This window comes from Chryseobacterium sp. (genome assembly GCF_022869225.1).
In the GTDB taxonomy this organism is placed as follows: Bacteria; Bacteroidota; Bacteroidia; order Flavobacteriales; family Weeksellaceae; genus Chryseobacterium.
Genome location: NZ_JALIHL010000001.1, coordinates 2,557,071 through 2,576,184, shown reverse-complemented (window position 1 = coordinate 2,576,184; position 19,114 = coordinate 2,557,071). Strand labels below are relative to the sequence as shown.

The window sequence follows — 19,114 nt, the reverse complement described above, 5'->3', positions numbered from 1 at the left end:
GTACAAAAATCGAAAATTAATGATGAAAAATAACAAAGTATGTGTGGAATAGCGGGAATTATAAGCAATAATGCCAGAAATTATCAGGAAGAAATCCAAAAGATGACAGACTCCCTGATTCATCGTGGACCAGACTCTTCGCATTATGAATTCTATGATCATGCGGCGTTAGGCCACCGAAGACTTTCCATTATCGATTTATCCGAAAATGGCAAACAGCCTATGTTCTCCAATACTAAAAATGAATGCATCGTTTTGAACGGAGAAATCTATGGATATCAGGATATCAAAAGGCAATATGCAGAATACCCTTATCATGGCAGCTCCGATACAGAAGTCATTCTCGCCATGTACCAGAGAAAAAAGGAAAACCTGATCCATGATCTTCCGGGAATGTTCGCCTTTGCGATCTGGGATGATCAGAAGCAACAGCTGTTCTGTGCCAGGGACCGTTTCGGTGAAAAACCATTTTATTATGCTATTGGAAAGAATAATGAATTTATTTTTGCATCGGAAATCAAGGCCATTCTTACATCCGGCCTCATTCAGCCCAAAGTAAGCTCAGATGCCCTCTCCCACTATCTTCAATATGGATATGTAAGTACTTACCAGAGTATTTACAGCAATATACATACCCTGCCACCAGCCCATCAGCTGATCTGGAAAGATGGCAAAGTTACCGTATCAAGATACTACAGCCTTCCGGCGAAGGACAGGGTGATCAGTTTATCTGATGCTAAGGAAGAGTTTTTATACCTTCTTAAAAATGCTGTTAAAAAACAGCTTATTGCGGATGTGGAAGTAGGAAGTTTTCTAAGTGGCGGATTGGATTCTTCCTCCGTTGTTGCTTTGGTAGACGAATTTTTACCTCATCAGACCACGATCAGTTTTGGATATGACCACAAGGATAATGAGCTCAGATATGCTAAAGAAATTGCTGACAAGTATAAAACCAACCATATAGAAGTTCATGAAAAAAAAGAAGATCTTGTCACCTCTCTTTTGAAAATTACTCCTTTTTTTGATGAACCGTTTGCTGATGCATCATTCATTCCGCATTATGAAATCTGTAAAGCTGCCCGGAAAAACCTTACCGTGGTATTATCCGGCGATGTAGGAGATGAACTGTTTGGCGGCTATCATTTTTATACCGTTGAAAACAAAATGAAGCAACATTTCAGCTATAAAAATATTGTGGCACAGTTCGGATTAAAATTATATCAGAAAGTAAGAACGACTTCTTTTATCACTCAAAAAAACATTCAGTATTCTTCCATTATGGATTTCCACCTGAATGCGGTAAGAAATGATTTTAATACAACAGAGCGTGAGCGTCTCGGTGTTTCTTCCAATTATATGCAAACATATAGTTTCACTCCTGACACAAATTCACTCAATGACATTATGAGAGTAGATCTTGAAAACTACGTTCCTGCGAATATGATGGTAAAATCCGATAGAATGGCTATGGCTAATTCTCTCGAAGTAAGAACTCCGTTCCTAGATCTTGATTTTGCCGAATTTTGTATCCAGCTGCCGGATCAGTTAAAATTAGATACTGCCAATGACAAAATTATTCTTCGTGAAGCAATGGGATCTTATTGGACGGAAACCATCAGAAAACGTCATAAACAAGGATTTGGCTTGGGTGTAAAAAACTGGTTTGCAGAAGAAAATCTTATGAATTTTTCCAATGACCTGTTGAAGAATCCTAACCATAAGGTTTTTAATTTTATTGATTTTAAAGCCACCCAAAGCTTTCTGAATAAAGACGTAAAACACTGGAATTTATTACAGCTTGCCCTTTGGGCAGATCATAACAATTCTATACTATAATGCTTGAGATCTCTGTCATAATGCCCGTGTATAATGCTGCTGAGTTTTTGGAAAAATCAGTCAGATCAGCGGTACAGCTGGATGAAGTAAAAGAAGTTATCCTGATCGAAGACAAGTCTACCGATAATTCATTGGAAATCTGCCGGCAGCTGTCTTCTGAAATAGCTAAGGTTAAATTGTACCGGCATCCGGATGAAGAAAATCATGGAGCGGGTGCTGCAAGAAACCTGGGTATTGAAAAAGCAACGGGTGAATTCATTGCTTTCCTTGATGCGGACGATTACTACCTTCCCAACAGATTTAATGCTGAAAAGGAGCTTTTTAAAGATCCTAGAATTGAAGGGGTATTTAATGCCATCGGCACTGAATATCTAACGGAAAAAGGTAAAGAAGAATTTCAATCTAAATTTAAAGAAATTTCTCTAAGCACCGTCAATTACCCGGCAGAAGGCAAAGAAGTTTTCATGGGACTTCTGGGTTTAACAACTAAAACTTTCGGTACATCTTTTCATCTTGATTCACTTACCCTAAGAAGAGCTTCATTAGAACCTCATCATATCCGTTTCAATAAGAACCTCAGGGTCCACCAGGATTCAGACTTTATCATCAGACTGGCCTACCACTGCCATCTGAAAACAGGCAGTATAGATAAGGCTGTGGCTATGAGAGGCGTGCATGATCATAACAGGATTACCAAGATCATAAGGTATACCCCTCAATATAACCAAAGACAGGTCCTTTTATGGAAATCTTTGTATCAATGGGCTGAGACCAATCCAATACCACCTCAGGGGAAAAAAAGGATTTATCTGATCTATAAATCATTTGATCTTGCACTAAAAAAAGGAGTAATAAAATATGCGCATATTTTGTTAGAAGTCTTGAAAAACCCTGAAATACTCAAAACAAGATACCGTTTCACTTACTATAATCGCTAAAAATGAAAATATCGGTCATCATTCCTGTTTATAATGCAGAAAAATATATATCCAAGGCTGTAGAGTCTGCCCTGCAGTTCGCTGAAGTTTCTGAAGTGATCCTGATAGAGGACCAGTCGCCGGATAATGCACTTAAGATATGCCAGGAACTGGCCCAAAAATATGACAGGATACAACTTTTCCGGCATCCGGATAAAAAAAACCACGGTGCCGGAGCCAGCAGAAATCTCGGTATTGAAAAATCTTCAGGAGATTTCATCGCTTTTCTGGATGCCGATGACTATTTCCTTCCCAACAGATTCGATGCTGAAAAAGAACTTTTTAAAAATCCGAAGGTGGATGGAGTATTTAATGCCATTGGTACTGAATACTTAACTGAAAAAGGCAAAGAGGAATTCCAGTCTAATATTAATGATTCCGATCTGTTAACCGTCAATTACCCGGCAGAAGGAAAAGAGGTTTTTCACGGACTGCTTGGGCTTACTCATAAAAGGTTTGGCTCATTTTTCACTTTGGATGCCTTAACCGTTCGAAAATCATCCTTAGATACCTATCATTTACGGTTCAATGCAGCTCTACGCCTGCACCAGGATTCTGATTTCATCTTCAAACTGTCTTATCACTGCCATTTAAAGTCAGGAATAATCGACCGTCCGGTAGCCATGAGAGGAATTCATGATGACAACAGAATTACCAAAATCGTAAAATATTCTCCTCAGTATAACCAGAAACAGCACCTTTTTTGGAATTCTTTATACGAGTGGTCGAAGATACTGCCATTAGAAACAAATGCTGCCAGGCATATCTATCTTCAGAAAAAAGCATTTGAACTGTCCGGAAAAAAAGGACTTTCCAAGGCCTTGAGTTTATTGACCACAATTCTTAAAAATCCCAATATACTGAGAACAAAATACCGGTTCACATACACCCACTCATGAAACTCAATAACCTTCAAATATTAAGAGGAATTTCCGCACTGCTGGTGTGCTGTTTTCACTTTTCTGAATATATCAATTTTGAGAATCTTCATCTTGGCGATATTCTGTTTAAAAGAGGAAGCATCGGTGTCAATATTTTTTTTGTGATCAGCGGCTTTATCATGGCCTTTACCACTCAAAAAAAAGATTTCGGGGTGAACACCTCAAAAGAAATAATCTTATTTTATAAAAGAAGGATCATTAGAATTGTTCCCTTATATTTTTTGCTGACGCTGGCGTGGATGATCATTGGCAGGAATCTGACGTCTTACTTTCATGGGGAAGGTTTTGAAAGATTCATTCATTCCGTATTATTTCTTCCTCAAAAAGATACTTTCCCGGTATTGTACTTAGGCTGGTCTCTCAATTTTGAAATGTTCTTTTATCTGATATTTGGAATTTCCCTTTTGTTCAATGTAAAAAGGTATATTTTCATTATCCTGTTTTTTATTTTTACCTATATTCTGGGAAATTTGTATTCTTTTGATCAGGCCTATCTTCAAATGGTAACCAGTCCTTTGAACCTGTATTTTGTAACCGGAGTATTATTTGCCCTTCTGTTGAATAAAGTAACGGTCAGTAAAAGCTGGGCCATCTTTATTTCTACCGCTGGAATCGCATCTTTCCTACTCTATTTATTTGGTCTTGTTATGATCACGAATACCACCATAACCTTATTTATAGTCTCTTTATTTGTATTTTCTTTTTTACTTTTTGACTTTAGTTTCCGCTTTAAAGGAAACCGGTTTTTGGTTTTCCTGGGTGACATTTCCTATTCTATGTACCTCTCCCATCCTTTTGTAGAGATATTTTTCAGGAAATTTAAAGTAGAAGGATATCTTAATATTCCTTACTTTATTTTAAAAATAACAGTGGTAATTGCCCTGGCCGCATTGCTCTATCATTTTGTAGAAAAAAAGATAACTGAGTACCTAAAACTAAAATTAAAAGCTTAAATTTCGTGCTTAAAAGGGACTACATAAAAACACAATATAGTTCTAATTAATTGAAAGGTGAAAATGAAAATGAGAATCTCAGTAATTATTCCTGTTTATAATGCAGAAAAGTATGTCTCTCAGGCAGTGGAATCGGCGCTCCAGTTTGATGAAGTATGCGAAGTTATACTTATTGAAGATCAGTCTCCCGATAATGCATTACAGGTATGCCAACAGCTTGCTGAAAAGCATAACAGGGTCCAATGTTTCCAGCACCCTGACAAAAAAAACCACGGCGCAAGTCCCAGTAGAAATCTAGGAATCGAAAAGTCGACCGGTGACTTTATTGCCTTTCTTGATGCGGATGATTATTTTCTTCCCAATAGATTCGATGCTGAAAGAGCACTTTTTAAAAATCCTGATGTAGAAGGTATTTATGGCGCTCTCGGGGTCCATTACTATTCTGAAAAAGCAAAAGAACAATACTACAGGTTATTTAAAGACAGACTCAGTACTGTGTACAAAAGATGTGGTCCTAAAGACGTTTTTTTAGGACAAATTCATCTTCGGGGAAGCTTTGGGCTGTTTAGTATTGATACTTTAACAATACGCAGAGAAGCTTTAAACAAGGTCAGACCTTTATTTAAGACTCATTTAAGGCTTCATGAAGATACAGAGTTTTTGATACGCCTCTCCTACTATGCTGATCTTTATCCCGGCATCATTGATAAAGCGATTGCAATGAGGGGGGTCCATGAAAACAACAGAATAACAAAAGTAGATACCCATGTAATAGATCCTTCCGTGTCAAGACTATTACTCTGGAAAGAAATTGAGCAATGGGTTCAAACTGAAGAAACGATTTCTGAAGAGGTAAAAATTCATATTACAAGAATGCACAGAAGTTTTGAAATTGCTAAGGCACCCTTATTAAAAAAATGGGGCATGATCATAAAATACCTGTTTACGGATTATAGAAGCATAAGATCGGGGCTCTACAATATCAACTTCAGATACTCTTTGTTGGGATAACCTCTTTGATCTTATGATCAATTTGAGACATAAAAAGTTTTTTAAAAAAATAGTTAACTCATATTTTTGAGCCCAATTTTAAAATTCTTTCCATCTCGCTTCAGATAAGCAACCAAATATAGAAAACCTATCCTATTTTTTAATTAAATTTTAAGACATACATCTTTATATTTGATTATCTTGCAATGCTTTTAGCAATACAAATGATAACAAAAAGGTCAGTCAGTAAAAATGAAAATTTCAGTAATTATTCCCGTTTATAATGCCGAGAAATATGTCTCGCAGGCAGTAGAATCCGCTCTTCAGTTTGATGAAGTGTATGAAGTCATTCTGGTGGAAGACCGATCCCCTGATAATGCACTGCAGGTTTGCCAGCAACTGGCAGAACAATATGATAGGGTACAGGTTTATCAGCATCCTGACAAAGGAAATCATGGAGCCGGCCCTACCAGAAACCTGGGAATAGAAAAATCGACCGGTGATTTTATAGCTTTTCTTGATGCAGACGATTATTATCTTCCCAACAGATTTGATGCTGAAAAAGCGCTTTTTAGAAATCCTGAAGTAGAAGGCGTGTATGGAGCGCTTGGAGTTCATTATTATTCTGAAAAAGCAAAAGAACAGTATTATCCGTTATTTAAGGATAAGCTTACCACGGTTTATAAAAAGCATGGTCCAAAAGATGTTTTTCCGGGTCAGATCTATATGCTGGGATGCTTTGGCTTATTCAGTATCGATGCGCTAACGATTCGCAGAAACGCCTTGGTGAATAAGGTGAAGCCTTTATTTAAATCCAGCTTAAGGCTACACCAGGATACCGAGTTCTTATTCCGTTTATCCTATTATTTGGATTTATTTCCCGGGATTTTAGATGAGGCCGTTGCGGTAAGGGGGGTCCATGAAAACAACAGAATAACACAGGTAGATTCTAAAAAGATCAAGCCGGCAACCTCCAGGGTTCTTTTATGGAAAGAAGTGGATGACTGGGCTGAAGCTGAAGATACCATGCCCAATAATATAAAACTGCATATTAAAAGAATGCACAGAAGTTTTCAGATTGCGAATGCATCCTCTTTAGAAAAATGGAAAATGATTCTAACCTATCTGATAACCGATTATCCAAGTATACGAAATGGCATTTATAACGTAAACTTCAGACACCGTTTATTTTAATCTTTTGCTGATAGAATCTGCGATCCGGGAAGTAAGGACTTTACCGGATTCCTTATAGATATGATTTCCGTCTGTATAACGGTAATCATCATAATTCTGCGAAAAATCTAAAAGTTTTACATTCTGTTTACGTGAAATATCCTGCAGTAAGTTACTGAAATGGGGATATTTTTTATTTTCAATAGCCATCAGTTTCTCTGAAGCTGGAATTCGAACCAAATAAACAGTGCCCTTGGTTCTCAGATAATTGATCATTTCATCAAAAACTTTCATCCGTTCCTGTGAAAGCTCAACCTGCTGTGCCAAAGCCTCATAAAACTCTATCTTTTTTGCTGTTCTGGCCGCCACAGAATCCTTATGCATCGTCACACTAATTTCCATCCAGCCGTCCTCATGAAGAAAAGAATTCGATTTCCCCACGGCCTCTTCCCTTTCCGTATATATCTTAAACCAACTCCTCGTATAATGCTTTAAAAGATATTCATAATTAGGAGATCTGTCATAGGTGTACATATCATTGAGTGGCGAATGTGCTTCCGGGTAATCTTTTGCATTTTTTATATTCTTATTCAGCGACAGGGTCCAGGGACTTACCGTTAAAATGAAAATACCATTTTTCGTATCAGGATCCAGCTTTCTTTTTAACGCTTTATAATAAACCTGTCCGTAAGGAGATTCAACGACATTCAGGGAAAAATTATCAAACTTTTTAGAAAGTTTACTTTTCAGAACACCGGGAACCACTCCCTGGGCCCCTCTAGAATCTCCTAAAATGATATTCTGCGGTCTTTCAACGGCAAAATGCATATAATTGTCATCAGTATTCCCGTCTGCATAACTTCCAAGTACAGCAAGTACAGCTACCACTGCGACAAAATAAGGTCCTATTCTTATTAAAAACTTTTTCATGCTAGAACTGAAAATAAATGAATTCATTATTAGCAAAATTGGCGTAGCGGAGAATAATATAAATAACAATTCCGTAAACCAAACGCCTTATCCATGGGTTAAACCTTTTTATTTCCAGGCCATGAAACCTTTCTCTGTTTACCCATTCTATCATCAGCATAAAACCAGTCAATGCCAGGACTTTTACCGGTAGCGGATCCGGGATTGAAAAAAGCCCGTTGCTGCAGATTCTCTTTATATACTGACAGGCCTGAGCCACCGATTCTGATCTGAAAAAAATCCAGGCAATGCAGGTGACAAAAAATGTAATTACCATCTGGAAACATTCTTTGTAAGAGGGAAACAGTTTTCCCTGTCCTGCAACCTCCATATTCTCCCTGTTTTTTTTCATGATCAATAAAGGCATAAAATAAAGGGCATTCAAGCCACCCCAAATAATAAATGTCCAATTCGCGCCATGCCAAAATCCGGAAACAAGGAAGATAATAAACGTATTCCTGATCTTCATGGAAAGACCTCCCTTACTTCCTCCTAAAGGAATATAGAGGTAATCCCTGAACCAGGAGGAAAGTGAAATATGCCATCTCCTCCAGAATTCTGCTATATCCCTCGAAAAGTAAGGAAATGCAAAATTCTTTAAAAGTTCTATCCCAAATAGTCTGGAAACTCCCAGTGCAATATCCGAATACCCTGAAAAATCGCCATAGATCTGAAAAGCAAACAATACAGCTCCTATCACAAGATTTCCGGGACTTTCTGTCTGGTAATTGTTAAAGATTTCATTGACCAAAGGGGCACAATTATCCGCAATCACCATTTTTTTGAAAAATCCCCAAAGAATCTGGCGCATCCCATCAACAGCCTGTTCATAATTGAAAATTCTCTTTCTCTGGATCTGAGGTAAGAGATGGGTAGCCCTTTCTATCGGCCCTGCTACCAGCAGAGGAAAATAGCTCACAAATACAGCATAATCTGTAAAACTACGCTCGGCTTTAATTCTTTTTTTATAAACATCAATCACATAAGAAAGCCCGTGGAAGGTATAAAATGAAATACCGACGGGAAGGATGACATTAAGCAGCCAGACATTTACTTTAAAACCAAAGCCACTCAAAAGATCGGCAAAACTCCCAACAAAGAAATTATAGTATTTAAAAAAGCCTAAGAATCCGAGATTAATAACGATACTTAAAGTAAGCCAAAATCGGGCCTCCCGGCTGTTCCGGCTGTTTTCAATCTTGATCCCGGAAAGATAATCCAATCCGATGGAAAACATCAGTAAAAACAAAAACCTCCAGTCCCAGCAGGCATAAAAATAAAAACTTGCAAACAGTAAAAGTTTGTTTTGATGTTGGAATTTTTTATTAAAAACAAACCAATATAAACAGAATACGATCGGTAAAAAGATCAGAAATCCTATTGAATTAAATAACATACCGAGTTTTTAGAAGTTATGGACGCATCATTATTCTCAGTATATTTCTCCTGAAGCCTTACAGCCTCCGTCTTTAAGTTGTTTTTGGGGGGAACATTTTTTATTTCAATCATTGTGATTGGTTTAGGTTACACGTAAATATATTTAGTTACTTCCGAAACTAAATATACATTTCTTCCATCAAAGAATGCATAGATCTTCCGTGTTTTTAACAGGGAAAAAACAAAAAATTTTATCTGACTTTTATCTTTTTCAGAGAATCCCTCAACGGTTTTTCAATCAACTGATAAAACAGAATTGAGGTTACAATAAGAACAGCCATATAAATCCAAAATATGGTATCAATATCAAAGTTGTATTCATTCTTCTTCAAAAACTCTCTCAAAATATACAAAACAGGGATATGGGTGATATAAACAGCATAGCTTGCCTCTCCTAAATACTCTAATGGCTTTAATGAAAATAGCGTTGTCAGCAGTCCGTTATTTCTGGATATCAAAACAATAAGCGGAATAAACAGTACAGCCATTAAACCGTTGTGGTAAAAAAGAGGAACAAAAATTAATGAAAATACAATTAATATAAAAAGTAGGGCTACTGCCACATCGTAATTCCCCGGCCGGTGGTATTTTACAAAAAAGAGACCTGCCAGATTTCCCACCAGGAATTCATTAATATGCATCAAAGGAAAATAATACAGCAGCTCATGGCTCTCCGTATGAGGACCCTGATAATAAGACGAACTTATATAGAGGCTGGAAAACACCTGGGTAATCATGCAGATAATGATCGTGATGACCCAGACACTTTTGTTTCCTTTAGCATAAAAATGGTTGTACAATAAAGGAAACAGCAGATAAAATAAAAGTTCTACAGAAATAGACCAGCCCGGGAAATTAAGGATCATCGCTTCGCCGGGAATCCAGCTCTGGAGACCAAACAGATACAGAAATGTCTTATAGACACTGAAGTTTGAATACCGGGTTACCAGGTAAAGCAAAAGTCCGAGTACATATAAAGGATAAATTCTTGCAAACCTGTTTTTATAATAGTCAAAATAATGAATCCTTTCTTTCTTATGATACGCTATGATCATAATAAAACCCGAAAGAATGAAGAAATAACTTACTCCTACATTAGCTTTCAGGAAAATGTTTGAAATGTAATCTATCTGGTAGAGGAACATCTCTTTGTTGAAATGGGAAATGACAATTGCCATAGCCGCAATAAACCGGGTAAATGTAATCTGGGGTATCTTCATAAAAACGGTTTAAACAGCCGTATTGTAAGTTTTATGTAAACTTTTCATCATCCAGAAATTGTATTCGATATCTTCAACGGACAATTGCCTCTAATTCTAATCCTATTTGATAAATACACCTATATATTTCCCTTCATATTCTACTACAGTCGTCTCTATATTGTTCTTTTCACAGAAATCCTGGTAAGCAGAATTGTCACCGATATCATCGCTGATGAAAACGCCTCCTTTTCTTACATGTTGATAGAGCTCACCATAAGCCCACATTCTTCCATTATAGCTTTTATCAGAGTCATAGTGAAGGACATCAAAAACGCTGTTCTCAGCAAATATTTTTGGAAGCGATTCTTTATCTGCAAAACGGAATAGCTTCCAGTTTTTTTTAAGTTTTTCGGGAACCACATATCCTACATACTGATCTCCATCCTGTGCCAGATAAGGCATATCTGAGCTATACAGTGTTCCCTCTCTTTTTGTCAATGATAAAAGAGAAGCCAGTGAAGACCAGCCGTAAGCAACTCCTGTTTCCACTACATGCTTTGCATTGGTAAACTCACAGGCATAATAAATCAGCTCCAGCGCCCCGGGACCACCCATCTTAACGGGACATTCTGTTTCTTTTTGGGCTGAATTTGTTAAAATATCCTGATATTCAATACGAAACGCTTCCATATCAAGTCCGAAAAGCTTTGAAACGGCCTCTTTCTGTGATACCGACTTTTCTGCTGCCCAAGAATTCGTTTTTTCCTTACCCTTGAAAGCATTACCTCTGTTGACGGTATTTTTAATAATCTTCCGACCCAGCTCCGGATAAAGATCCGGTCTTTTTAAGTATCCGATAAATGTTTTGAGAACTCTTGTTATTTCACTCATTTTGTATTTTTTGACGAAACAAAAATAAAATTTTTTTTTCTCATTTCTATTAAAAACCAATTGTCTTTATCTCAATAATTGCATAAAATGACCCTTGCACTTTCAGGAATTACAAAGTCTTTATTATAAACCTACCTGGGATCTGGTTAAAAACGACTATATTTGTAATACATGCAATGAAAAAATCTAAGATATGCCTGGAAATTCATGAGCCCGCCAGAAGAAAAACAAGCTTTTTCTGAAAAAACAAACTATATAATATTGTTGAAAAACATCAGTTTGAATCAGCTCCCGTACGCCATTGACAAAGAGAACACTGTCAAAAGAATATTGATCAATACTCAAAGTTTTAATTTTTAAATGAACCAAAATGAAATTTTCCATATTGATTGCCCACTTCAACAATGCAGCCTATTTTAAGGCATGCTATGAGAGCATTATACAACAAACATTCACTGACTGGGAAGTCATTATTGTGGATGACTGCTCCAAAGAGGCAGAAAAAGAAGCTTTGAAACAGATGATCTCTGATGACAGCCGTTTTTTCTTATACGAAAATGACACCAACAGAGGAACCGGCTATACCAAAAAAAGATGTGCAGAACTTGCAACCGGGGAAATCTGCGGCTTCTTAGATCCCGATGATGCACTCACTCCCGACGCGCTGGAAGAAAGTATAAAAGCCTATTCAAAATACGATATAGTGGGAACCTACTCAAGGTTTTATCTGTGTGACGAGCATTTGGCTGTCGAAAAATTATTTCCCCATTCCGGAAGAATAAAAAACAGGAGCAAATATTTTTTTAATATCAATTTCAACGTCGCTCATTTCTTTACTTTTAAAAGGAAAATCTATACTACCACTGAAAAAATAGATGAGACCCTCACTTCATCGGTTGATCAGGATCTGTACCTGAAGCTCCATGAAAAAGGAAATTTATTTTTCATCAATAAAAGTCTTTATTTATACAGGCTTCATGCACAGGGAATTTCTCAAAATAAGAGAAAAAAAGAAAAACTCTATAAAAACTGGCATACAGTATTATACAATACACTTAGAAGAAGAAAGATTAAAATACTTTATAAAAAGGACGTCCAGCATATTGAATGTCTTCCAAATTTTATTTTCGAAAAACAAAATACACTATTTACAAAGTTTTTAAGAAAAATAACCAAAGGAATATACAGCCATTTTGTAGGGATCAAAAATGTGAGTATCGTATCCGGTATGTCACTCCTGGCACCCATAACCGAAGCACTGTTAGTATAATATAAATTAGTTATTCTTATTTATAAGCAGTCAGCATACTATGGTATAATGGATATTTTTTTTCCATTATCTAAAAAACAGATTATATTTGTGAAACTCAAATGAAAAAAAAGATTATGATATGTTCTATGACTTTTTCGAAAAAATAAACAGAAAAAAGCAGCTGTTTCTCCTGAAAAAACATCCCAACGTATTTATTGGAGATCTCAAATTAGGAATAGGCAACCGCTTTATCCTGGATAAAGACTTACAAAAGGTAAGCATAGGCCCTTGTGCAGACTTTAGAAATTATACCTGTGTCCTTATAGCTAAAAATGCCACGTTGGAAATAGGCCACCATTTCTTTATGAATAACTTCTGTTCAATCAATTGTTTAGAACACATATCAATAGGCGACAACACTCTATTTGGTGAAAATGTCAAACTTTACGATCATAATCATATATATGAAACCTCTCCTGTAATGAAAGTATATGCGTCAGAATTTACAAAAGCTCCTATAATAATAGGAAGTAACTGTTGGCTTGGAAGCAATGTGACCGTTTTAAAAGGTGTAACAATAGGTGACAACTGTATTATAGGTGCCGGATGCACCATTTATAAAGATGTTCCTTCAAACACTCAGGTCATCAACAAACAGGAATTGATCATCAATCCTCTTTAAATCCAGATGAAATTTTCCATACTTATCGCTCATTATAATAATGCTGCATTATTCAGGGACTGTTATAAATCCTTACGTAAGCAGACCTATCCGGATTGGGAAGCGGTCATTCTGGATGATGCTTCCTCAGAAAAGGAAAAAGAAGAGATACAATCTATCATTCAGGGAGATGAAAGATTTAAGTTTTTTGAAAATAAAAAAAATTCAGGTGTCGGATTTACAAAAAGTAAACTTATAGAACTGGCCACGGGCGAGATCTGTGGTTTTGTAGATCCCGATGATGCCATTCTTCCCACAGCCATCGAATCTGCTGTCCATGTTTTTAAACAAAAGAAGAATGCTGTCCTTACCTATTCCCGCTTTATGATCTGTGATAAAGATCTCAACCCTATTGCCCCATTCAAATCTGCAATGCAGGTTAAAAATGGAGATCCGTACTTTTTCAATTATCCTATTCAGATGGCTCATTTTATAACATTCAGAAAGGATGTTTATGAGCAGACTGAAAAAATAAACCCGGCGTTGAAAATCGCTGAAGATCAGGATCTGTATCTTAAAATGTATGAAAAAGGTGACGTTTATTTTATTGACGATACGAATTACCTGTACAGGACCCATGCCGGCGGAATTTCTCAAAACAACAATAAGGAAAAGTCCTACGATTATTTTGCTCAGGTAGTTTTTAATACGATGAAGCGAAGAAATCTCATAAGCATCAATGGAAAAAAAATTCCCGAACATTACTCCAGTTACCAGGAAATTTTCTCTCTTCTGGAGTACCAACATGGAATTTTATATAGGATAAAGAAAAAAATCTCCATTACTTTACAGAAAATTTTCAGATAATGTCCGAAAACAGAAAAATAAACGTTCTTTTCAGACACCGGTCTATGGAAATGGGAGGTGTGGAAAAGGTTATATTAAGTATGCTCAACAACCTTAATCCTGACAAATTTGACATCACAGTATGCCTTAACCTCAATCAGGGAGAGCTTAGGGATGAGTTTCCCAAGCATGTAAAAAAGGTATACCTAGCTGATGGTAAAGAAAGTTTTTCTCAAAATGCACTGATCCATAAACTTCAGCTTATCCGCAGGAGATTAAAACTATCGCGGGCATTAAAAGACCACAAAATTTCTGATCATATATTAGGAAATAAAAAGTTTGATATTGAAATTGCTCCTACCTATGCAGCCTTTTCATCCGTTATTCATTCCAGCAACAAAGATTCAAAAAAAATAGGATGGTTCCATTCCGAGATCAATGTACCGGGAATGAAACCTTTGGTTCCGGAAATTCTTGAAAATTTCCCACAGTTTGATCATATGATTTACTGTTCGCAGAAGATTAAAGATATTATGCACCAATCTTATCCGGACTTGCTGTATCCTGCAGAAAGTGTTGTGATCAACGCTATTCCCATCGAGGAAATCAAAAAGAAAGCCGCGGAAAAAATAGAGGATTTCCCGCAAGGACCGGTCTTCGTTTCCGTAGGACGCCTCCATAGCAGAAAAGGCTATCACAAGCTGATTGACGCCCACAAAAGACTGATTGATGAAGGATTTCAGCATCGTATTGTCGTGATTGGAAACGGAGAGGAAATGAAAAATCTAACGGAGCAGATCCACCGCAATAATGTTCAGGAAACCTTTATTTTGTATGGAAACAGAATGAATCCCTATCCTTACATTAAAAAGGCAGATTATTTTATCCTCTCTTCAGAATCTGAAGCCTGGCCTCTCGTAATAGCTGAAGCCTTAATTCTTCAAAAGCCTATTATTGCTACTGACACCGGAGATGTGGGAGCGATGATCAAAGATCGTGAAACCGGCTATCTTATCAATTATGAAACCCATGAAATGTATGAAGCGATGAAAACATTTCTCACCGATAAAGAACTTATAGCTCATATCAGGAAAAACCTGGAAACCGTTGAAGATCAGTTTGACAATCAGAAAATCTTCAATGCCGTAGAAAAAATCATTGAAAACCTTTACCAACAATAATTATTGTGCGGAATATCCTCCGTCTACCACAAGGTTTGACCCCGTAATCCATTTTGCAGCATCAGAAAGCAGGAAAATACAGGCATTGGCAACATCTTCAGGACTTCCGATTCCAAGCGGATGCTTTTTAAGAATTTCTTCAGCAGCCTCTTCACCAATGTTTTCAAACATCTTTTCAAGAATTGGTGTATTGACCATTGCCGGGCTGACACTGTTGACGCGGACATTGCTTCTCGAAAGCTCCATAGCCATAGAACGGGCTCCTGAAATGACGGCCCCTTTACTGGAAGAATAAGCGGCCTTCCCTATCTCGCCGACCATTCCTGCCACAGACGATATAAACACAAAACTGGAAGTTTCGGTCTTATACTTTTTAAGGGATAAAATTTTAGCGATCTCAAAACCCGCAATGACATTCACCGCAAAAATATCATGATACAGCTGAGGAGTATGTTTTTTAAGCGGAAGCGTCTTTTCCACTCCTGCACAGTGAATAAATCCTGAAACCTTTCCTATCTGCGAAACTTTTTCTGCAATCAGTTGTTCAAGGGTCTCACTGTGTGCAATATCGGCGATAAGGGTCTCCACCCGGGTATGGGGAGCGAGCATGGATACCGTTTTTTGCAGCTCCTCTTCATTTCTTGCGACCAGGATCAAACCTGCCCCGCTATTGCTGCATTCTACAGAACAGCTTCTCCCGATTCCGGAAGAAGCCCCTGTAATAAGAATAATTTTATCTTTTAATGAAAACTGATTCATTAATCTTCGAAGTTTTCTTTACCAATAATATCTACAAGATCTGATACTTTTTCAATATCTTTAAATTGCTTGGTATCAATTTTTTTGCTGAAATTTTCATCTACGAAAGCAATCACAGAAAGCAGACTGATTGAATCATAACTTTCCAATTCTTTCAGGTTAGTATCCAGAGTAAGTGCATTGTCCTCCTCTAATTCTTCTTGCAGTTTTTCTAAAAAAACAGATGTCTTCATATATTTTTTATTTTATGATTGTAATAATTAAAATTCCAGTATTGTGGCACCCCAGGAATATCCTACCCCAAAGCCGGCCAGTAAAACTTTATCTCCTTCTTTCAGCATTCCTTTATCCATCATATTCTTCAAGGCAATTGGAATGGTTGCTGAAACAGTATTCCCAGTTTTTTCCATATCAATATAGAATTTTTCTGCCGGTATTTTGGTTTTCTTCCTAAGATAATTCAGCATAAAGGAGTTAGCCTGATGGAAAACAAAATGATCAATATCATCCATGGTAAGCCCATTCACTTCCATTGTTTCCCTGACAAGTCCCGGAATATTTTCAATAGTAAAATTAAAGATCTCCGGTCCGTTCATATAAAGATTTTCAGGATCAAACTCATGTTCCGGATTTAATTCAAAATCTGTCCGGAATGCTCCTTTTTTCACCATAAGATTTTCTGCACCGCTGCCATCTGTTCCTAAACAGAACTTGTAATCTCCAACATTTTCAGCTTTCTCAATAATGGCAGAAGCAGAGGCATCTCCAAATATACTCCGGTTCCCTTTATCTTTTGGGTTGATATGTTTCGTATACGTTTCAGAAGTGACCAGCAATATACTTTCAGCAATTCCTGCGGCAATCAAACCTTTTGCAAAAGCCAGGCCATATACAAAACCTGAACATCCCAAATTAAAATCCATAGCTCCGATATTCTTTCTTAACCCCAGTTTATTCTGCAAAATACAGGCAGTGGTAGGAAGAAAATAATCCGGACTTTGGGTACAGAAGAGAATAAAGTCTACTTTACTCCGGTCATAATTTTCAAAAATTTTTTCTGAAGATTGTACAGCCAGATCCAATACGGTTTCATGAGCTGAAGAAATATGGCGTTGTGTAATGCCTACTTTTTCCTGGATTCTTTCGGAACTCCATTCGGGGAACTCTTTTTCCAAATCCTCGTTGGTAAGAACCAACTCCGGCAAATAATATTCTATTTTGGAAACTTTTATCATATAAATTCTTTTTCTTTGCAAAAGTAAACAACAAATTTACAATAATGATATTCATATACCGAATAGTACTAAAAATACATTCCGTCTATCATGCCTTCCTGAATAAGGCCAGCTTAGAGGCGGCAAAATATCGAGGTATGAAAGTAGGAAAAAATTTCAATATGCCGGACAAAATTTATTTTGGAACGGAGCCTTATCTTATTGAAATTGGAGATGACGTCAATATTGCTGCCGGGGTAAGATTTGTGAATCACGGCGGAACGACTACCTTACTGAGAAAGCTTCCGGGGTACGAAGATGCAAGAATTTTCGGAAGGATAAAAATCGGGAACAACTGTACCATTGGGATCAACTGCGTTATCACCCAAGATGTACAAATAGGCAACAACTGTATACTGGGGGCCAATTCCGTACTGTCTCAATCTATGCCCGACAACTCTGTTTTTGTCGGAAATCCGGCACAGTTCCTTTGTACAATTGAGGATTATGGCGACATTGTTCTAAAAAACAACCCGGAATATCCTCGGGAACTGGAAAAAGACCGCAAAAAACTGGACGAATATATTAAGGCCAATCTGCCTTATAAATTTAAGAAAGCCAGAAGAATCAGATAAACACAACCCCTGAAAAAAAATGTATTAAGCTATTGATGAACATGATGCCTCAAAAGAAAAAAATTCTCATAAGAATCGGCTCTCTGCGCCATGGCGGGGCAGAAAAGGTTTTGGTCAATTTTCTTAAAAATCTCCCGGAGGATAAATATGAAGTAGATTTACTGATCAACCTTTACACCGGAATGTATATCAAGGAGGTGCCTTCATGGGTAAATCTTCATTATCTTCTGAAAGGGGAAATGATCACGACCAACAGGCCCCATGAAATTCCGGTAAAAGCATTCAGGGTACTTTATCAAAAAATGTTTTTATGGTTCCCATCCCTTCTCTATACATTTGTTTTAAAAAATAAAAAATACGACATAGAAATAGCGGCTATCCACGGAATGTACAGGGAATTGCTATCGAGCCCCCAAAAAGATTCAAAAAAAATCATCTGGATTCAGAATGATATCTTTAATCTGAAAGAATATACTCCCGATGTGATCAGGCAGCTTTTCAAATTCGACAGAATACTGGTGATCTCTAATAAGCTGAAAGAAGAAATGCAGAAGCTTGCCCAAAATGAAAGAGAACAACAGGCTGTCATCAAGATTTTCAACCCCATTGATAAAGAAGATACTTTAAAAAAGGCAGAACTGCCTGTTGATGATTTTCCATTTTCAAAAGATCTGCCCACTTTTGTCACCATTGGAACGGTATATCCACAGAAAGGCTATGACAGGCTTTTAGACGTACATAAAAAACTGATGGATGAAGGATTGAAGCATCAGATCATCATCATTGGAGATGGTTTTGATTTTGAAAACATTCAGGCAAAACTGAACCAGCTCGGACTTCAGGATACCGTAAAAATGCTGGGTTTCAGAAGCAATCCTTATCCTTATTTAAAAAAATCCGACTTTTATGTGATGTCTTCCAGACATGAAGGCTTTCCCACCATTATTGCCGAAGCGCTGATCCTGAACAAACCGGTGGTCTCTACCGATGTTTCAGGAATTAAAGATCTTCTTCAGGAAGGAAAACTGGGGATGATCACCCCTAATTCAGAGGACGGCATCTATGAAGGAATGAAAAAGTTCCTCACCCGTCCGGAGCTTGCCGGACAATACGAAAAAGAAATAGCAGAAACAGACCTTCCTTTCGTGCTCCAAAAATCGGTAGCCCATCTTCAGGAAATCATTGATGAAGTATAAA

19 protein-coding genes are annotated in these 19,114 nt (G+C 37.2%); 12 read left to right on the top strand and 7 right to left on the bottom strand.

Annotated features, from left to right (window positions below):
• The first annotated feature begins 39 nt into the window (after positions 1 to 39).
• The 6 genes from asnB to MUW56_RS11995 all read left to right on the top strand — a co-directional run bounded on the left by asnB (position 40) and on the right by MUW56_RS11995 (position 6,891).
• Positions 40 to 1,836 (top strand): asparagine synthase (glutamine-hydrolyzing), encoded by a 1,797-nt coding sequence (gene asnB / locus MUW56_RS12020; RefSeq protein WP_292013425.1) that lies wholly within the window; start codon positions 40 to 42, stop codon positions 1,834 to 1,836.
• Between the two features lie 20 nt (positions 1,837 to 1,856).
• Positions 1,857 to 2,774, top strand: a complete 918-nt coding sequence (locus MUW56_RS12015; protein WP_292013424.1) for a glycosyltransferase family 2 protein — start codon at positions 1,857 to 1,859, stop codon at positions 2,772 to 2,774.
• Positions 2,775 to 2,776: 2 nt separating this feature from the next.
• Positions 2,777 to 3,712 carry a glycosyltransferase family 2 protein gene (locus tag MUW56_RS12010; RefSeq protein ID WP_292013423.1) on the top strand — a complete coding sequence of 312 codons (936 nt, stop codon included), beginning with the start codon at positions 2,777 to 2,779 and terminating at the stop codon, positions 3,710 to 3,712.
• Positions 3,709 to 4,707 carry an acyltransferase gene (locus MUW56_RS12005; RefSeq protein ID WP_292013422.1) on the top strand — a complete coding sequence of 333 codons (999 nt, stop codon included), beginning with the start codon at positions 3,709 to 3,711 and terminating at the stop codon, positions 4,705 to 4,707. Before MUW56_RS12010 ends, MUW56_RS12005 begins: the two co-directional genes overlap by 4 nt.
• Positions 4,708 to 4,776: 69 nt before the next feature.
• Positions 4,777 to 5,718, top strand: coding sequence for a glycosyltransferase family 2 protein (locus tag MUW56_RS12000; RefSeq protein WP_292013421.1), 942 nt, complete (start codon positions 4,777 to 4,779; stop codon positions 5,716 to 5,718).
• A gap of 231 nt (positions 5,719 to 5,949) precedes the next feature.
• Positions 5,950 to 6,891, top strand: a complete 942-nt coding sequence (locus MUW56_RS11995) for a glycosyltransferase family 2 protein (protein WP_292013420.1) — start codon at positions 5,950 to 5,952, stop codon at positions 6,889 to 6,891.
• Here the strand turns inward: MUW56_RS11995 and MUW56_RS11990 are convergent.
• The 4 genes from MUW56_RS11990 to MUW56_RS11975 all read right to left on the bottom strand — a co-directional run bounded on the left by MUW56_RS11990 (position 6,883) and on the right by MUW56_RS11975 (position 11,369).
• Entirely contained in the window at positions 6,883 to 7,800 is a 918-nt protein-coding gene (locus MUW56_RS11990) for a hypothetical protein (protein WP_292013419.1), read from the bottom strand. The genes MUW56_RS11995 and MUW56_RS11990 overlap by 9 nt on opposite strands.
• Position 7,801: 1 nt before the next feature.
• On the bottom strand, positions 7,802 to 9,235 hold the full coding sequence (locus MUW56_RS11985; protein ID WP_292013418.1) for an MBOAT family O-acyltransferase: 1,434 nt from the start codon (positions 9,233 to 9,235) through the stop codon (positions 7,802 to 7,804).
• A 232-nt stretch (positions 9,236 to 9,467) separates the two neighbouring features.
• The gene (locus MUW56_RS11980; protein WP_292013417.1) at positions 9,468 to 10,496 is read right to left on the bottom strand and encodes an acyltransferase; all 1,029 of its coding nucleotides are present in this window, start codon (positions 10,494 to 10,496) and stop codon (positions 9,468 to 9,470) included.
• A gap of 102 nt (positions 10,497 to 10,598) precedes the next feature.
• Positions 10,599 to 11,369: a class I SAM-dependent methyltransferase gene (locus MUW56_RS11975; protein WP_292013416.1), complete on the bottom strand. Its 771-nt coding sequence runs from the start codon at positions 11,367 to 11,369 to the stop codon at positions 10,599 to 10,601.
• A gap of 370 nt (positions 11,370 to 11,739) precedes the next feature.
• On the opposite strand from MUW56_RS11975, the gene MUW56_RS11970 reads away from it, so the two are divergent.
• The 4 genes from MUW56_RS11970 (at position 11,740) to MUW56_RS11955 (ending at position 15,309) form a co-directional block, all read left to right on the top strand.
• Positions 11,740 to 12,639 carry a glycosyltransferase family 2 protein gene (locus MUW56_RS11970; RefSeq protein WP_292013415.1) on the top strand — a complete coding sequence of 300 codons (900 nt, stop codon included), beginning with the start codon at positions 11,740 to 11,742 and terminating at the stop codon, positions 12,637 to 12,639.
• Between the two features lie 121 nt (positions 12,640 to 12,760).
• Complete coding sequence (locus MUW56_RS11965; protein ID WP_292013414.1) at positions 12,761 to 13,303, top strand: acyltransferase; 543 nt, start codon at positions 12,761 to 12,763, stop codon at positions 13,301 to 13,303.
• A 6-nt stretch (positions 13,304 to 13,309) separates the two neighbouring features.
• Positions 13,310 to 14,149 carry a glycosyltransferase family A protein gene (locus MUW56_RS11960; RefSeq protein WP_292013413.1) on the top strand — a complete coding sequence of 280 codons (840 nt, stop codon included), beginning with the start codon at positions 13,310 to 13,312 and terminating at the stop codon, positions 14,147 to 14,149.
• Positions 14,149 to 15,309, top strand: a complete 1,161-nt coding sequence (locus MUW56_RS11955; RefSeq protein WP_292013412.1) for a glycosyltransferase — start codon at positions 14,149 to 14,151, stop codon at positions 15,307 to 15,309. Before MUW56_RS11960 ends, MUW56_RS11955 begins: the two co-directional genes overlap by 1 nt.
• On the opposite strand, the gene MUW56_RS11950 is transcribed toward MUW56_RS11955, so the two are convergent.
• Genes MUW56_RS11950 through MUW56_RS11940 form a run of 3 tightly spaced genes read right to left on the bottom strand, consistent with a single transcriptional unit; the run spans position 15,310 to position 17,303 of the window.
• The gene (locus MUW56_RS11950) at positions 15,310 to 16,068 is read right to left on the bottom strand and encodes an SDR family NAD(P)-dependent oxidoreductase (protein WP_292013411.1); all 759 of its coding nucleotides are present in this window, start codon (positions 16,066 to 16,068) and stop codon (positions 15,310 to 15,312) included. It lies immediately after the preceding gene.
• The gene (locus MUW56_RS11945; RefSeq protein ID WP_292013410.1) at positions 16,068 to 16,301 is read right to left on the bottom strand and encodes a phosphopantetheine-binding protein; all 234 of its coding nucleotides are present in this window, start codon (positions 16,299 to 16,301) and stop codon (positions 16,068 to 16,070) included. The genes MUW56_RS11950 and MUW56_RS11945 overlap by 1 nt, the downstream gene beginning before the upstream one ends.
• Positions 16,302 to 16,328: 27 nt before the next feature.
• Positions 16,329 to 17,303 (bottom strand): 3-oxoacyl-ACP synthase III family protein, encoded by a 975-nt coding sequence (locus MUW56_RS11940; RefSeq protein WP_292013409.1) that lies wholly within the window; start codon positions 17,301 to 17,303, stop codon positions 16,329 to 16,331.
• Between the two features lie 137 nt (positions 17,304 to 17,440).
• On the opposite strand from MUW56_RS11940, the gene MUW56_RS11935 reads away from it, so the two are divergent.
• On the top strand, positions 17,441 to 17,917 hold the full coding sequence (locus MUW56_RS11935) for a DapH/DapD/GlmU-related protein (protein ID WP_228406191.1): 477 nt from the start codon (positions 17,441 to 17,443) through the stop codon (positions 17,915 to 17,917).
• Between the two features lie 41 nt (positions 17,918 to 17,958).
• Entirely contained in the window at positions 17,959 to 19,113 is a 1,155-nt protein-coding gene (locus MUW56_RS11930; protein ID WP_292015409.1) for a glycosyltransferase, read from the top strand.
• Position 19,114: the final 1 nt, after the last annotated feature.

What these genes read in the sequence shown, in the direction of transcription:
- MUW56_RS11990 (WP_292013419.1), bottom strand. Translation starts at nt 7,800, where the DNA reads ATGAAAAAGTTTTTAATAAGAATAGGACCTTATTTTGTCGCAGTGGTA.
- MUW56_RS11970 (WP_292013415.1), top strand. Translation starts at nt 11,740, where the DNA reads ATGAAATTTTCCATATTGATTGCCCACTTCAACAATGCAGCCTATTTT.
- MUW56_RS11950 (WP_292013411.1), bottom strand. Translation starts at nt 16,068, where the DNA reads ATGAATCAGTTTTCATTAAAAGATAAAATTATTCTTATTACAGGGGCT.
- MUW56_RS12005 (WP_292013422.1), top strand. Translation starts at nt 3,709, where the DNA reads ATGAAACTCAATAACCTTCAAATATTAAGAGGAATTTCCGCACTGCTG.
- MUW56_RS12000 (WP_292013421.1), top strand. Translation starts at nt 4,777, where the DNA reads ATGAGAATCTCAGTAATTATTCCTGTTTATAATGCAGAAAAGTATGTC.
- MUW56_RS11995 (WP_292013420.1), top strand. Translation starts at nt 5,950, where the DNA reads ATGAAAATTTCAGTAATTATTCCCGTTTATAATGCCGAGAAATATGTC.
- MUW56_RS11955 (WP_292013412.1), top strand. Translation starts at nt 14,149, where the DNA reads ATGTCCGAAAACAGAAAAATAAACGTTCTTTTCAGACACCGGTCTATG.
- MUW56_RS11940 (WP_292013409.1), bottom strand. Translation starts at nt 17,303, where the DNA reads ATGATAAAAGTTTCCAAAATAGAATATTATTTGCCGGAGTTGGTTCTT.
- asnB (WP_292013425.1), top strand. Translation starts at nt 40, where the DNA reads ATGTGTGGAATAGCGGGAATTATAAGCAATAATGCCAGAAATTATCAG.
- MUW56_RS11985 (WP_292013418.1), bottom strand. Translation starts at nt 9,235, where the DNA reads ATGTTATTTAATTCAATAGGATTTCTGATCTTTTTACCGATCGTATTC.
- MUW56_RS12010 (WP_292013423.1), top strand. Translation starts at nt 2,777, where the DNA reads ATGAAAATATCGGTCATCATTCCTGTTTATAATGCAGAAAAATATATA.
- MUW56_RS12015 (WP_292013424.1), top strand. Translation starts at nt 1,857, where the DNA reads ATGCCCGTGTATAATGCTGCTGAGTTTTTGGAAAAATCAGTCAGATCA.
- MUW56_RS11980 (WP_292013417.1), bottom strand. Translation starts at nt 10,496, where the DNA reads ATGAAGATACCCCAGATTACATTTACCCGGTTTATTGCGGCTATGGCA.
- MUW56_RS11935 (WP_228406191.1), top strand. Translation starts at nt 17,441, where the DNA reads ATGAAAGTAGGAAAAAATTTCAATATGCCGGACAAAATTTATTTTGGA.
- MUW56_RS11930 (WP_292015409.1), top strand. Translation starts at nt 17,959, where the DNA reads ATGATGCCTCAAAAGAAAAAAATTCTCATAAGAATCGGCTCTCTGCGC.
- MUW56_RS11975 (WP_292013416.1), bottom strand. Translation starts at nt 11,369, where the DNA reads ATGAGTGAAATAACAAGAGTTCTCAAAACATTTATCGGATACTTAAAA.
- MUW56_RS11960 (WP_292013413.1), top strand. Translation starts at nt 13,310, where the DNA reads ATGAAATTTTCCATACTTATCGCTCATTATAATAATGCTGCATTATTC.
- MUW56_RS11965 (WP_292013414.1), top strand. Translation starts at nt 12,761, where the DNA reads ATGTTCTATGACTTTTTCGAAAAAATAAACAGAAAAAAGCAGCTGTTT.
- MUW56_RS11945 (WP_292013410.1), bottom strand. Translation starts at nt 16,301, where the DNA reads ATGAAGACATCTGTTTTTTTAGAAAAACTGCAAGAAGAATTAGAGGAG.